General features: G+C 70.0%; 15 protein-coding genes. 8 read left to right on the top strand and 7 right to left on the bottom strand.

The window, feature by feature from the left end:
• Nucleotides 1–95: 95 nt before the first annotated feature.
• The 6 genes from ACIQAC_RS36155 to ACIQAC_RS36130 all read left to right on the top strand — a co-directional run bounded on the left by ACIQAC_RS36155 (nt 96) and on the right by ACIQAC_RS36130 (nt 5151).
• On the top strand, nt 96–617 hold the full coding sequence (locus tag ACIQAC_RS36155) for a hypothetical protein (protein WP_402198928.1): 522 nt from the start codon (nt 96–98) through the stop codon (nt 615–617).
• Complete coding sequence (locus ACIQAC_RS36150) at nt 614–1024, top strand: ATP-binding protein (RefSeq protein ID WP_402198925.1); 411 nt, start codon at nt 614–616, stop codon at nt 1022–1024. The genes ACIQAC_RS36155 and ACIQAC_RS36150 overlap by 4 nt, the downstream gene beginning before the upstream one ends.
• Before the next feature lie 447 nt (nt 1025–1471).
• Entirely contained in the window at nt 1472–2590 is a 1119-nt protein-coding gene (locus tag ACIQAC_RS36145; RefSeq protein WP_402198922.1) for a radical SAM protein, read from the top strand.
• 2 nt (nt 2591–2592) lie between these two features.
• Nucleotides 2593–2799: a hypothetical protein gene (locus ACIQAC_RS36140; protein ID WP_402198920.1), complete on the top strand. Its 207-nt coding sequence runs from the start codon at nt 2593–2595 to the stop codon at nt 2797–2799.
• Between the two features lie 93 nt (nt 2800–2892).
• Nucleotides 2893–3765 carry a GNAT family N-acetyltransferase gene (locus tag ACIQAC_RS36135; RefSeq protein ID WP_402198918.1) on the top strand — a complete coding sequence of 291 codons (873 nt, stop codon included), beginning with the start codon at nt 2893–2895 and terminating at the stop codon, nt 3763–3765.
• A gap of 507 nt (nt 3766–4272) precedes the next feature.
• Complete coding sequence (locus ACIQAC_RS36130) at nt 4273–5151, top strand: Bax inhibitor-1/YccA family protein (protein ID WP_402198915.1); 879 nt, start codon at nt 4273–4275, stop codon at nt 5149–5151.
• A gap of 102 nt (nt 5152–5253) precedes the next feature.
• Here the strand turns inward: ACIQAC_RS36130 and ACIQAC_RS36125 are convergent, their stop codons facing one another.
• Nucleotides 5254–5484 carry a DUF4287 domain-containing protein gene (locus tag ACIQAC_RS36125; RefSeq protein ID WP_402198913.1) on the bottom strand — a complete coding sequence of 77 codons (231 nt, stop codon included), beginning with the start codon at nt 5482–5484 and terminating at the stop codon, nt 5254–5256.
• Nucleotides 5485–5587: 103 nt separating this feature from the next.
• On the opposite strand from ACIQAC_RS36125, the gene ACIQAC_RS36120 reads away from it, so the two are divergent.
• On the top strand, nt 5588–5899 hold the full coding sequence (locus ACIQAC_RS36120; protein WP_402198911.1) for a hypothetical protein: 312 nt from the start codon (nt 5588–5590) through the stop codon (nt 5897–5899).
• A 277-nt stretch (nt 5900–6176) separates the two neighbouring features.
• Here ACIQAC_RS36120 and ACIQAC_RS36115 read toward each other — a convergent pair whose 3' ends face one another.
• The 3 genes from ACIQAC_RS36115 to ACIQAC_RS36105 all read right to left on the bottom strand — a co-directional run bounded on the left by ACIQAC_RS36115 (nt 6177) and on the right by ACIQAC_RS36105 (nt 9727).
• Complete coding sequence (locus ACIQAC_RS36115) at nt 6177–6962, bottom strand: hypothetical protein (RefSeq protein ID WP_402198909.1); 786 nt, start codon at nt 6960–6962, stop codon at nt 6177–6179.
• 272 nt (nt 6963–7234) lie between these two features.
• On the bottom strand, nt 7235–8455 hold the full coding sequence (locus ACIQAC_RS36110) for an acetyl-CoA C-acetyltransferase (RefSeq protein ID WP_402198906.1): 1221 nt from the start codon (nt 8453–8455) through the stop codon (nt 7235–7237).
• 252 nt (nt 8456–8707) lie between these two features.
• On the bottom strand, nt 8708–9727 hold the full coding sequence (locus ACIQAC_RS36105) for an SGNH/GDSL hydrolase family protein (protein WP_402199074.1): 1020 nt from the start codon (nt 9725–9727) through the stop codon (nt 8708–8710).
• Between the two features lie 183 nt (nt 9728–9910).
• On the opposite strand from ACIQAC_RS36105, the gene ACIQAC_RS36100 reads away from it, so the two are divergent.
• Nucleotides 9911–11299, top strand: coding sequence for a cystathionine beta-synthase (locus ACIQAC_RS36100; RefSeq protein WP_402198903.1), 1389 nt, complete (start codon nt 9911–9913; stop codon nt 11297–11299).
• Between the two features lie 371 nt (nt 11300–11670).
• Here ACIQAC_RS36100 and ACIQAC_RS36095 read toward each other — a convergent pair whose 3' ends face one another.
• From ACIQAC_RS36095 to ACIQAC_RS36085, 3 genes are all read right to left on the bottom strand, one after another.
• Nucleotides 11671–12105 (bottom strand): hypothetical protein, encoded by a 435-nt coding sequence (locus tag ACIQAC_RS36095; protein WP_402199071.1) that lies wholly within the window; start codon nt 12103–12105, stop codon nt 11671–11673.
• A 187-nt stretch (nt 12106–12292) separates the two neighbouring features.
• Nucleotides 12293–13231, bottom strand: coding sequence for an ABC transporter substrate-binding protein (locus tag ACIQAC_RS36090; RefSeq protein ID WP_402198901.1), 939 nt, complete (start codon nt 13229–13231; stop codon nt 12293–12295).
• 10 nt (nt 13232–13241) lie between these two features.
• Nucleotides 13242–13904, bottom strand: coding sequence for an ABC transporter permease (locus tag ACIQAC_RS36085; protein WP_402198899.1), 663 nt, complete (start codon nt 13902–13904; stop codon nt 13242–13244).
• Nucleotide 13905 lies beyond the last annotated feature (1 nt).

Genomic DNA, 13905 nt, shown 5'->3' with positions numbered 1-13905 from the left:
CGAAACGTCCGCTGGAAAGTCCGGCCGGACTTCCGGCGCACGCGGTTGCACGGGAGTTGGCTCGTGTTGTGAGCGAGCACGCAGGAGGCCGGACCGTGGAGAGCACGACAGTGATCACGCGAGCTGATCGCGTCCGAGGTGTAGAGGCGTGGCTCCTCCTCGCGGCACCGGACGAGGGCAAGGCGCGCGCTGAGTGGGAGAAGAAGGGCGCGGCGATCCTGACGTGCGGCACTCTCTTCACCGCCGTACGCATCCCCGGATCGATCGTCCGTGCCGCCGCCGGCACGGTGGACCCCGAGACTGTCGACCGCTTCCTCCGCGAAGCGGTTGACGGCGGCGCGGTGTTCGCGGTCGAGGGCCTGCACGTGTACTACGCGCTCGTGCCCGGGGGGACCGCCTACGACTGGTTCGTCCCCGGCGCGGACTGCCTCTTCCGAGGAGTGCGTATCGGCGTCCCCGCGGTCCGACTCACCGAATACGCGCCGGGCGTGCAGTACTGGGCGTCCCCGATGGACAACCCCGGCGACCTCTGCACCGTGGACAAGGTCGAGGCACTCGTCCTGACCGGCTGGCGGCAGCTCAAGCACGAGGCGCGCGGCTGGAGCGGGGAGTCATGAACGCAACGAGCCAGGCCGAGACCGACAGGTTCGCCGAGAAGTTCCCCCGCGAACCTCAGGCCGCTCAGGCAGCCCGCCGGTTCGTCGAGACCACGCTCGACGCCTGGGACCTGGCCGTCCTCCGGGAGGACGCCGACCTCATCATCTCGGAGCTGGTCGCCAACGCCGTACGGCACACGAACGTGCCCGAGCTGACCGTGAGCATCCGACGCGTCAAGGAGAAGGTCGTGCGACTCGGCGTCGCGGACGGGAGCCGGGCAATGCCGCACCTCCGTCGACCGTGCCTCGGCGACCTCCGCGGCAGGGGGCTACTCCTCATCGACGCCCTGAGCGACCGGTGGGGAGCCGACCGCCTGCACTGGGGGAAGCGCGTCTGGGCCGAGCTGGGAGTAGGTGACGAAAAGTGACAGCACCGCCCGCGATCGAGAAGCCGGACATCAGGAAGCTGACCCCCCTCGGCAGCCGATGGCGATCTGCTGCGCGATATGCGGCGTACGCCTGGGGAGCGGCGGCCGCAAGCGGGGCGTCCTACGCCACACCGTCCACCAGCAGAAATACGGGCTTCAGCTCCGGATCTGCGAGGCCCCTTGCCGGTCGCCCCGGAGCGGCCCCCGACGTGAAGCGCAGGAAGGACATCGGTCGTGAAACGGGAGTGGGTCACCGGCGTCTGCCGGCTCGGATGCGAGCGGAACGGTCTGCCGGTGCTCTACCTCGGGCCGGTCCAGTGGGACGGCCAGCACGCCCCATTCCATGCCTGCGGCGACTGCTTGACGCGCCTTCAACGGCAAGCCATGGCGTACTTCCTGGCCCGCCAGCCGGCCACCCCCTGATCCCATCTCACTCTGGAGGCTCGCATGCACTCCCTGATCGCCAGTCCGTTCCTGGATCAGCACGTCCTCGTGCGCCCCGGAAGCCGGGGCGGCGCCCTCCTCCCAGAGGCCCGCTACGACGAGCTGCGCGCCCTCGACCCCGGTGAACCGGCCCCGCCCTGGCTCGTCGAGGCCATCGGCGGGCAATGGGCCGAACTGGACGTCGCCGACCAGTTCCTGGGTGAGTTCCTACTGGTACGTCAGCCGTCCACCTGGGGCTACGGCAAGGCGTCGTGGGAGATCAACCTCGGCTGCAACTACAAGTGCAAGCAGTGCTACCTCGGGCTGAAGATGAACGCCGGGATGCCGTGGGAGGACAAGCGGCACTGCCTCGACATCATGGCCGACGCCGGCGTCCTCTTCCTTCAGGTGACCGGCGGTGAGCCGACCATCGACAAGGATTTCCTCAAGGCGTACCGGTACGCCTGGGACCTCGGCATGATGATCACGGTTTCCACGAACGGTTCACTGCTGTGGAAGGAGAACATCCTCCGCACGTTCCGCGAGTACCCGCCGTACCGCGTCACCGTCTCGATGTACGGCGCGAAGAAGGCCGGCTACGACGAGCTGACGCAGCGCGAGGGCGCGTGGGACATGTTCGTGCAGGGCATGAACGCCGCCCGCCACGCTCGCCTGCCGCTTCGGATGAGCATCGTCGTCACCGACGACAACGGCAACGAAGAACAAGCGATGCAGGACCTGTGCAAGTCGTGGGACGTCGAGTACGAGGTCTTCACGAACATGACGCCGACGATCTACGGCGGCGGCGAGGTCCTCACCGCGCAGTCCAAGGAGCACCTGCGGCTGCGCAAGACCTTCACCGGCTGCAACGCCGGACACACCTTCTTCCACATGGACCCGCACGGCCTGGTGTCCATCTGCAAGATCGGCCGTGACGACCAGATCAGCCTCCCCCACGAGGGGATCGAGGGCCTTGCCCGGCTGGGTGAGATCGCGGACCGCCTCATGCTTCGCACCGGCGACTGCTCAGGCTGCACGATCGCCGGTACCTGCCGCGTGTGCAGGCCCCTGGCAAAGCACTACCAGGAGGCGAAGGCCCCGCTGGCGGCTTACTGCCGGCACGGAGAGAAGAAAGCAGGATGACGATGGTTGCTGTAGCAGTTGCGATCTCACCGCGGCGTCCGTTGCCGGACGACGGACCCGATCAGGGAGACAACGGCCTGCCGTACCTGACGCGGCCCGTCCTGGCGCCCTTCGAGCCGGTGACCCAGATCGTCTCGGTCACCGACCTCGACACCGTGATGGACAGCGCGAAGTGCTCGTGCGCGGCCGGTGACGACAACCCGCACTGACCGGATCTGAGACAGATCTGGTCGTAAAGACGCAGGCCCCGGCCATGCGCGCAGGGGCCTGCGGCGCCAGTCCGACGTGAGTAGCGTGCGGCTATGCGCTTCTCCTGGGACCTGCTTGAACCCGTGATGCCTGTGCCGTACGTGCCCACCCTCGGCCCCGCCCGCTGGGACGATCCGCTGCACGACCTCTTCGAGGCCGTCGTCGAGAACGCCGCGACAGATGGCTTCCTCCCGTACGACAAAGACCGACGCTGGAGTGAGACGAAGACCGAACGCGTCCTGGCCGACGCCGTTGAACACGGCCAGGAGCTGACCCTGATCCCCACGCTCGCCGAGCGCGGCGGTGGCGTGGTCAAGGTCTACGTGTACGGCTCCGTGCCGGACAGCCTCTCGGCCGGCTCCATCCTCGCCCGCAAGCTCGCTGCGGTGCACGGGGCCGGCAAGGCCCGGATCGTCTGGTTCCTCAGCCCCGACCAGCCTGAGGCGTACGCCAAGGCGGTCGGGACGTGCGTCCAGCTCAAGGACTTCACCGACGGGCCCGGGGAGCCATCTGTCATTCAGGTGCACGAGTACAAGCAACTCGCCGACCCCGTGTGCTTCGCCGCGTTCGCCGAGGAGATGGCACCCGACGGCTTCGCCTTCCTCTACGAGCAGATGCAGGCCGGGACGGTCGGGCCGGTCCTCGTCGTCCTCCAGGGCGGCCACGTCGCCGGCGCCATCGGCCCGATGGAGACCATGGGGGACGCTGCCGGGCGGGCGCGGTTGCTGCCGCAGTACTTCGGTGTCCTGCCGCAGTACCGCGGCTGTGGCTTCGGTCGGGCGCTGTGGCGGGCCGCGATGCACTGGGGACACCAGCAGGGTGCCGCCTACCAGCTCCTGCAAACTGAAGTTGGCGGCCCGTCAGACCGGCTGTGTGCGGCCGAGGGGCTGACCTCGCTCGGCTTCGTCAACCAATCGGCTGCCTGACGGAACGGGGCCCGACGGCCTTGTTGTAGGGACCACCGACTTCTCTGTCCGCGGCCGCAGTATGGATGCGGGCGGCTGGCGGCCACACGGGGAAGGTGTGTTCCCGGTGTTTCCGCGAAAGGGAACACCTGCGGGTCGGATCGGTCCGGTCCGTGCTGATCCGGGCCGATGAGGGTGCAGCTTGCAGGCCATCTCCCACTCCCACGCGTCACGTCAGCGGCACAGGCTGACGGGCGCCGCGTTTGGTTTTGTGGGGGCGGGGCGGGGCGGGGTCCTGGTCCGGGCGAGGAGTGGAGGGGCCGGGTGGGGCGGAGGTGATCTCCGGCTGATCGCGGGCGTGTACCAGCTTCGTCGCGGATCGCCCCCGCCACTGGCGGGAATCACCCGCACGCGTAGCGTGTTGCGCAGTACGGCGAGGGAAAGATCCTCCCCAGGCACTAGGGTCCTTCCTTTGCCTTTCCATTACTCTTGAGCCAAGGCCACGCAGTGTGGCCATGGAGGAGTGAAATGAGGAGCAGCAACCCGGTCTTCTCGCGACGGGGGTTCAGCCGCGACAACGGCCACGCGGGCTTCAACACCGCGCCGCAGGCCGGGGCCGCAGCTGTGGGCACACAGGGCGGTCCGTACGCCCAGCCCGGCACCAACCCGTACGCGCAGAACCCCTACGCCCAGCCCGGCGTCCAGGGCGCACCGCCGCAGACCCCGGCCACCACCGACCGGATGACGATGGACGACGTCGTCATGCGCTCGGCCATGACGCTCGGCACGGTCGTCGTCGGCGCGGTCCTCTCGTGGGCACTGCTGCCGGTGTCGTCGTCCAGCTACGGCCTGGCGATCGGCGCGGCGCTCATCGCCTTCGTCCTGGCGATGGTCCAGTCCTTCAAGCGCAACGCCTCGCCCGCGCTGATCCTGGCGTACGCCGCGTTCGAGGGTGTCTTCCTCGGCGTCTTCAGCGAGATGTTCAACTCGCGCTGGTCCGGCGCGCCCTTCCAGGCGGTGATCGGCACGATGGCCGTCGCCGGAGCCACCCTGCTGATCTACAAGGCCGGCTGGATCCGCGTCACCGCGCGCTACGCCCGGATCGGTATCGCGATCGCCATCGCGTTCGTCGTGGTCATGGCGATCAACCTGCTGCTCGTCGCCTTCGGTGTCGCCGAGGACGGCGGTCTGCGCAGCATGGGCCCGCTGGGTGCGATCGTCGGCATTATCGCGATCATCCTGGGCGCGTTCTTCCTGACCCTCGACTTCAAGCAGATCGAGGACGGCATCGCCTACGGTGCTCCGCGCAAGGAGGCCTGGCTGGCCGCGTTCGGCCTGACCATGACCCTGGTGTGGATCTACATCGAGATGCTGCGCCTGGTCGCCATCTTCAGCGGCGACGACTGACCGGGCCGGTCGGCCCACGGGTCGACGGTCCGTCGGACGCATAAGAGGGCCCCGGGATCTCCCGGGGCCCTTCGTCGTGTCCGGTCACTTGGCGGTGCGCGCTCAGAGCAGTCTGCGCGCGGCCCTCCTCAGGTCGTACTCGTGGATGATCGCCTTGGCGTGGCCGTAAGTCAGGTTGTGCTCGTGGCGGAGCCAGCTGACCTTCTCCTCGAAGCGGAAGAGAGCGGGGCCTTCTTCGACGGTGCGCAGCCAGTCGGAGACTTCACGACCGGTGCAGTGGGGGATGCGGGCGAGCAGGTTGCGATGGGTCTCCTGGGAGAAGACTTGGGACATCGGCGCCTCCGGACGCAATGGGGTGTAAGCCGGTCCTTCAGGTCACCGTGCCTGAGCGTTCGCCCGTTGGCAACAGTCCCGGTATCGCGCGTACGCTCGCCGCGTGGTTGATACGACGCCGCTGACCCGTGCCGTGGATCACTTCGCCGACCGGTTGCGGGCCGCACCGCAGAGCCGGCTTCAGCGCAGTGGTGCCGGTGAGGCACTGGGGTTGGCCAGGGAGTTGGCCCGCTGGGCGCAGGTGCTGGAGGCGCCCGGGGTGGAGCCTCGGGAGATGCCGGACGCGGGGATGTTCGCCGCCGCGGATCAAGTCGCCGTCGCGGCGCATGATCTGGCGTTGGTGTTGCGGGACGAGGGGGATGTGGAGGTGGCGGTGGCGAAGGTACTGGCTGCGCAGAAGCGGGCGGGGGTCTGAACTCGCCGGGTGCGAGGGTATCTGTCGCGGGGTGCGGCACCGTCGTGGCTGGTCGCGCAGTTCCCCGCGCCCCTGGAAGCGACGGCTCGTCGTGCGAGTGCGGGGCGGTGGGGGGTGGTCGCGCAGTTCCCCGCGCCCCTGGGGGCGGCCGGTTGTCGTTTGGCCGCGGGGCGGTGGGGGCCGGTCGCGCAGTTCCCCGCGCCCCTGAAAGCAGAAGGCCTCCCCGCCTCGCGGCAGCCCGTCGCGTCCGCGCCGGGGGCGGGGCCGTGCCGCGGGGTTACAGGGACGCGATGACCCTGTCGGCCAGGATGTAGACCGTTTCCTTGCCGCAGGCGAAGGTGAGGGTGTAGGCGCCCGAGATGCCGGAGCCGCCGAGAAGGTGCGGGACCTCGCCGGACTGAAGGGCCGCCGCCAGGCGCTCCGCGGTCTCACGATGCCCCGGAGTCATGCACAGCGTGGTGCCGTCCGCGAAGACATAGACGTCCAGCGTGCCCAGCGGGCCGGGGCGGACGTCGGTCAGTTCGACGTGCCCGGCGGCGAGTTCCTCAAGCGTGGTAACCGTACGCTCATGGTCGTTGACGACCGGTGACGGAACCGGCGTGAAGTCCGGGTGCGAGGGGTGCCGGCGGCGGGCCGCGGCCAGCTCGGCGGAGTCGCCGTACGGCTCGTCGGTCTCCTGGCCGGGCTCCGCGACGGACTCCAGCGGCTCAAGGCCCGCGAAGTCGGCCTGCCGGGGCAGGAACAGGTCGTTCTCCGCGAGACCGAGCAGCGACGGGGCGTCCGCGGCGTCACGCGCCTCCTGGGCGGCCCAGAAGGCGCGCGCCTCGGCCAGCTCCCGCTCCCGCTCCTCGGCGAGCGCCTCGGCGACGGCCGCGCGTATCTCGTCCGTGTCGGCGGAACGGGCCGCGGGCACGAAGCCGCGCGTGGTGATGTTGCCCGCGGCGAATTCCCTGTGCAGGGCCGCGACCTGGCGGCGCAGCTGCAAGAGGGTGCGCAGGACGGCGACGCCCACGGCGCCGGTGGCGGCCGTGGTGACCAGCAAGGCGATCGGCATGGCGCTCACTGACGTTCTCCCGGTTCAAAGTCGACCCCCGACTTCCTACATCAGCTTGATGGGTGAACTAACCAGCTGTCAGTGCGTAACGTCACGAAACGGACAGGACTTTGTGCCCGGGGTTTATCGTTCCGCCGCCCTGACCTGCGGTGATTTCGGCCGAGGGGGAGATAGGTCACATCCTGAGGGAGATTGGATCACAAATCGGCCCAGAACCCCGGGGATTGTGGGGTTCCGGGCCGAGAGGTGACGTTAAGTACCGCTCTGGATACGGAAAGAGATCAGCTGAGTCGCTCGATGACCATCGCCATGCCCTGGCCGCCGCCGACGCACATGGTCTCCAGGCCGAACTGCTTGTCGTGCCACTGGAGGGAGTTGATCAGCGTGCCGGTGATCCGGGCGCCGGTCATGCCGAAGGGGTGGCCGACCGCGATGGCGCCGCCGTTGACGTTCAGCTTGTCGAGGTCGATGCCGAGGTCCTGGTAGGACGGGATGACCTGCGCGGCGAACGCCTCGTTGATCTCGACCAGGTCGATGTCGGAGATGCTCAGGCCGGCCCGGCGCAGGGCCTGGTTGCTCGCCTCGACCGGGCCGAGGCCCATGATCTCGGGGGAGAGGCCGGAGACCCCGGTCGAGACGATCCGGGCGAGCGGGGTCAGGCCCAGCTCGCGGGCCTTGGTGTCGGACATGATCACGACCGCGGCGGCGCCGTCGTTCAGGGGGCAGCAGTTGCCGGCGGTGACCAGGCCGTCGGGGCGGAAGACCGGCTTGAGCCCGGTGACGCCCTCCATGCTGACGCCGGGGCGGGGGCCGTCGTCCTTGCTGACGACCGTGCCGTCGGGGGTGGTGACCGGGGTGATCTCGCGCTCCCAGAAGCCGTCCTTGATGGCCTGCTCGGCGAGGTTCTGCGAGCGGACGCCGAACTCGTCCATCTCCTGGCGGGTGATGCCCTTGGAGCGGGCGAGGTTCTCGGCGGTCTGGCCCATCGCGATGTACGGGTCGGGGACCAGGCCGTCCTCGCGCGGGTCGTGCCAGGTGGAGCCCTCGGACTCGGCGGTGGCGACGGTACGGGCCTCGGCCTCGGCGAAGAGCGGGTTGTGCGTGTCCGGGAGGCTGTCGGAGTTGCCCTTGGTGAAGCGGGAGACCATCTCGACGCCGGCCGAGATGAAGACGTCGCCCTCGCCGGCCTTGATGGCGTGCAGGGCCATGCGGGAGGTCTGGAGCGAGGAGGAACAGTAGCGGGTGATGGTGCAGCCCGGGAGGTGGTCCATGCCCATGTGCACGGCGACGATGCGGCCGAGGTTGAAGCCCTGCTCGCCGCCGGGGAGGCCGCAGCCGAGCATCAGGTCGTCGATGTCGCGGGGGTCCAGCTCGGGGACCTTGGCCAGGGCCGCCTGGATGATCGTGGCGGTGAGGTCGTCTGCGCGGAGGTCCTTGAGGGAGCCCTTGAAGGCGCGGCCGATGGGGGAGCGGGCGGTCGAGACGATTACGGCTTCGGGCATCACGGCTCCAGATCAGAAGGGTTCTTGGGAAGTTACCCGCCCGTATGGTCCGGGTCACGGCCGTGGGTGTGTGACTCCGGCCGCAATTCCCTAAGCGCTTGCTTTCCCGTTGCCCGCGGCTGCGCGGGGAGGCGGGGAGGGCTTTTGCTTTTTTAGGGGCGCGGGGAACTGCGCGATCAGCCCCCACCGGGCCCGCACCCGGACTGCGACCGGACTGCACCCGGCCCGCACCCGGACTGCGCCCCCCGAGGGCTACGGGACCGCCGGTGCCGTGTCGTGGGTCGGCATCCGCCGCCGGCGCCGCCGCTTCAGGAGGGCCCAGGGCCCACGCGGCCCCGTAGGCATCGCGGCAGCGACCTCCGTACCGGCCTCCGAAGCCGCCTCCACCGCCGCCTTCGCCACCGGCAGGAACCCCTCGCGCCGCGACACGTCGGGGTGGTCCTCCTCGGCCGGCCACAGACCGAGCGCCGCACAGACCGTCGGCAGCACGGCCATCGCCGCCGTCGCGTACCCCTCCGCGGACGGGTGGTAGTTGTCCGGCCCGAACAGCTCCCGCGGATTCGCCGCGAACTCGGGCCCGAGCAGGTCGCCCAGCGACACCGTACGGCCGCCCTGCTCGACGACCCCGATCGTCTGCGCCGCCGCCAGCTGGCGGGAGGCCCGCCGGGCCAGCCACCGCAGCGGCTGCTGCACCGGCTCGATCGTCCCCAGGTCGGGACACGTCCCCACGACCACCTCCGCACCGGCGGTCCGCAGCCGCCGTACCGCCGCCGACAGATGCCGTACCGACTGGGTCGGCGGCATCCGGTTGGTGACGTCGTTCGCGCCGATCATGATCACGCAGATGTCGGGCACCCGGGAGGCGTCCTCCAGTACCAGCCCGACCTGGCGGTCCAGGTCGTCGGACTGGGCGCCGGGATGGGCGACGTTGCGCAGCTCCACGGGGCGTTCGGCGACCGCCGCGAGCCCGGAGGCCAGCAGCGCGGCCGGGGTCTGCTGGGCCCGGTGCACACCCTGGCCGGCGGCGGTGGAGTCGCCCAGCATGGTGAGGGTGAGGGGCGGTTCGTCGGGGGCCGTGTACATCCGGCCGTACCGTCCGTCCGCGTGCGGGACATGGGCCGGCCGGCCATTGCCGACCTGGCGCTTGGCCAGCTGGACCTCCGCGATCACCAGACCGACCACGGCCGCGCCCATCAGCCCGATGCCGCCCCCGCCGAATGCCGCGCCTGCCGCGATACGCCGGGCCACCCTCGCCCTCGACATGCTCGTCATACTCGCCGCCACCTCCTCCGTGCCGTACATCCACTCCTTGCCCCGTACCGGCCGTCGTCCAATCTCAACGGTGGGTGAACGGGGGTCGAGCCGCTTTTCCCGCCCGATCCGCCGCGGCGGGCCGGGGGCCGTAGGCTGACCGAACCATCACGACCACCCCTTTTGCAGCATCCGGAGACAACGGTGCAATTCCACGACTCGATGATCAGCCTCGTCGGCAACACCCCGCTGGTGAGGCTCAACAGCGTGACCAAGGGCATCCGGGCAACCGTCCTGGCCAAGGTGGAGTACTTCAACCCGGGCGGATCCGTGAAGGACCGCATCGCCCTGCGCATGATCGAGGCGGCAGAGCAGAGCGGCGCGCTTCAGCCGGGCGGGACCATTGTCGAGCCGACCAGCGGAAACACCGGGGTCGGGCTCGCGATCGTGGCCCAGCAGAAGGGCTACCACTGCATCTTCGTGTGCCCCGACAAGGTGAGCACCGACAAGATCAACGTGCTGCGGGCCTACGGCGCCGAGGTCGTCGTCTGTCCGACGGCCGTGGACCCCGAGCACCCCGACTCCTACTACAACGTCTCCGACCGGCTGGTCCGCGAGACACCGGGAGCCTGGAAGCCGGACCAGTACTCGAACCCGAACAACCCGCTCTCCCACTATCACTCCACCGGCCCGGAGCTGTGGGAGCAGACGGAGGGGAAGATCACCCACTTCGTCACGGGCGTCGGCACCGGCGGCACCATCTCCGGGACCGGGCGCTATCTGAAGGACGTCAGCGACGGCGCGGTCAAGGTCATCGGCGCCGACCCCGAGGGCTCGGTCTACTCCGGCGGTTCCGGACGGCCGTACCTCGTCGAGGGCGTCGGTGAGGACTTCTGGCCGACGGCCTACGACCGTACGGTCGCCGACGAGATCGTCGCCGTGTCCGACAAGGACTCCTTCCAGATGACCCGCCGCCTCGCCAAGGAGGAGGGCCTGCTCGTCGGTGGCTCCTGCGGCATGGCCGTCGTCGGCGCGCTGCGGGTCGCCGAGCGGCTCGGCCCCGACGACGTGGTGGTCGTCCTGCTGCCGGACAGCGGCCGCGGCTACCTCAGCAAGATCTTCAACGACGAGTGGATGGCCGACTACGGCTTCCTGGAGGACACCGGGCCGAGCGCCCGCGTCGCCGACGTGCTCGTCGACAAGGAGCACGGCGCGATCCCCTCCCTCGTCCACATGCACCCCGACGAGACCGTCGGCCAGGCCATCGAGGTGCTGCGCGAGTACGGCGTCTCGCAGATGCCGGTCGTCAAGCCGGGCGCCGGGCACCCGGACGTGATGGCCGCCGAGGTCGTCGGCTCGGTCGTCGAACGGGAGCTGCTGGACGCCCTGTTCAGCGGCCGGTCCTCGCTCGACGACCCGCTGGAGAAGCACATGTCGGCGCCGCTGCCGCAGGTCGGCTCCGGGGAGCCGGTCTCCGACCTGATGCAGGTGCTCGGCTCGTCCGACGCGGCGATCGTGCTCGTCGAGGGCAAGCCGAAGGGCGTCATCGGACGGCAGGACCTGCTGGCGTTCCTCGCCAAGAACGGGAAGTAGCGGCGAACCCGTGGTGAACGGCCCGTGTACGCGGCGAACGCCGGGTGTCCTCGCCGGGTGAGGGACTTCTTGGAAGTGGTACGAGCGCGTCACGTACCCGCAGCACCGGCTTAACACGGGTCGGGCACATTGGTGGATGTCGGCAGGGCGGGAGCGGCTCCCCGCCCCGGCCGGCGCCGTACGGCGCCTAGGACCTCCGGAGCGGCTCCCGGACCTCCATGGACGCCAAGGACGCGCACGCCCGGCCTGACCCGGCACGCGTCCCTCGCGGGGACCGCCGTCGTCCCGCCCCCCGGTAACGGGGGTGCGGCGGTCCCCGCCAGGACTTTCTCCCCGGTGTCGCTGCCCCGGGGCCCCTGAGGGCTGTGGCCTCAGTCCTCCCAGGCGTCCCTGTCCCTGTCTTCCCTGGACCTGCGGCGGCCCGCGAAGAGGTTCGGGTTGCCGCGGACCGCCTGGAAGGCGTTGACGCCCACGATGCCCGCCCACGCGACCAGCAGGCCCGGGAGGTGGGCCACGCCGCCGCCGATCGCGGACAGCGGGATCGCCAGGACCAGGGAGACGATGCCGAAGCCGAAGCGTTCGCCCCACGAGTCGGTGGGCTGGGGGGACCGGCTGTCGCGGGCCACCACCATCTGCTGCTCGGCGAGCTGGCGGCGGACCCGTCGCTCGACGGCGCCGTCGATGCGCTGGTCGACCTTTTCCATGAAGGAGTCGACCAGTGCGGACTCGTAGTCGTCGCCCAGTTCCCTGCGGGCGTGCAGGGTGGCGTTCAGTTCCTTCTTGATGTCGGCGTCCCGCGCGTCCATTCCCGTCATGTGCCCCACGGTATTTCTCCGCGCGCGGAGCCGCACTGGGGTTACCCCCCGTCTCCGGCCTGGGGCCCACCGGGGCCGAGGCGGGGGCGCGGCTACGCGGGGAGGGCCTTTGCCTTCAAGGGGCGCGGGGAACTGCGCGACCAGCCCCCACCGGGCCGCGCTCGGGCGGCGACCCTAGTTACCCCTTGCCCGCCAGGCCGTGCCGCTTCGCGTAGTCGTCTGCCACGTCCTCCGGGTCCTCGCGGTCCTTGTCGACGAGACGGTTCAGTTCCGTGAGGTCCGCCGTCGTGAGGACGTTGCCGAGCCGCGCCAGCGCCTTGCGGACCGTCGAGTCCGCCTTGCGGTCGGCGATGAGGGGCACGATGTGCTGCCCCGGGATCAGGTTCTTGGGGTCCGTCAGGACCACCCACCCGTTGGCCTTGATGTCGGTGTCGGTGGTGAAGAGGTTCGCCACGTCCACGTCGCCCTTCTTCAGCGCCCCCTTGACCAGCGGCCCGGAGGAGTCCAGCGACTTGAACTCCTTGAACTCCACCCCGTACACCTCCTTCAACCCCACCGCGCCGACCTGCCGCTTCTTCACCTCGGGTGCCGCCCCGATGACGAGCTTGCCGTTCTGTTTCGCCAGGTCGCCCAGGGACGTCAGCCCGTACCTGTCCGCCGTCTCGCGGGTCACCGCGAACGCGTCGGAGTCCTCCGCCTTGCCGTACGGCAGCACCTGGAGGCCCGCGGGCAGCGCCATCGCGAGGGCGTTCTGCATCTCGCCCTCCTCGGTCGCGGTCGCCTTGGTGTCGAGGTAGTGCAGGAGCGCGCCCTGGTACTCGGGCAGGAGGTCGATGTCGCCGCCCTTGAGCGCGGGGATGAGGATCTCGCGGGTGCCGAGGTTGGGGCGGACGGTCGTCTTCACACCCGCCGCCTCCAGGACGGCCGCGTAGAGGAAACCGAGCACCTGGTTCTCGGTGAAGTTGGCGGTGCCGATGGTGACGCCGCCCTCGCTGGAGCCGCCGCCGGAGCCGGCGGAGCCCTGGTTGTCGAGGGAGGTGATGCCGCCGGAACAGGCGGACAGCGCGGTCACGGAGCCTGCGGCGAACAGGCCGCCGAGGAGCGTACGACGGTTCATCGGAAGGTCCCTACGCGGTGCGGTGGCGGAAGAGGAGGCGCTGGAGGCCGGAGAGGGCCAGGTCGAGGGCCACGGCGATCACGGCGACCAGCACCGCGCCGCCGAGCACCTGCACGAGATCGCGCTGGGCGAGGCCGTCGAAGACATAGCGGCCCAGGCCGCCGAAGGAGACGTACGCGGCGATCGTGGCCGTGGCGACGACCTGGATCAGGGCCAGCCGCAGACCGGTCATGATCAGCGGGAGGGCGAGCGGCAACTCGACCTGGAACAGGACCTGGTGGCCGCGCATGCCCTGGCCGCGCGCCGCGTCCTTCACGTCCGGGTCGACGGCGGTCATGCCCGCGTAGGTGTTGGTGACGATCGCGGGGACCGCGAGGGCGACCAGGGCGACGTAGACCGGGGTCATGGACAGGCCGCTGGCCAGGAAGACCAGCACGACCAGACCGACGGTCGGCAGCGCGCGCCCGAAGGACGCCAGGTTGATGGCGACGAAAGCGCCCCTGCCGGTGTGCCCGATCAGCAGCCCGAGCGGGAGCCCGATCGCGGCGGCGATGACGGTGGCGAGGAGCGAGTACTGGAGGTGCTCCGCGAGCCGGTGGCCGATGCCGTCCGGGCCGGCCCACTGCTCGCCGCTGGTCAGCCAGATGCCGAGGTTCTTGAAGAGTTCGAACATG

Origin of the sequence: Streptomyces sp. NPDC088387, assembly GCF_044753385.1 — a bacterium.
GTDB lineage: Bacteria > Actinomycetota > Actinomycetes > Streptomycetales > Streptomycetaceae > Streptomyces.
This window is presented reverse-complemented; position numbering and strand designations above follow the sequence as displayed.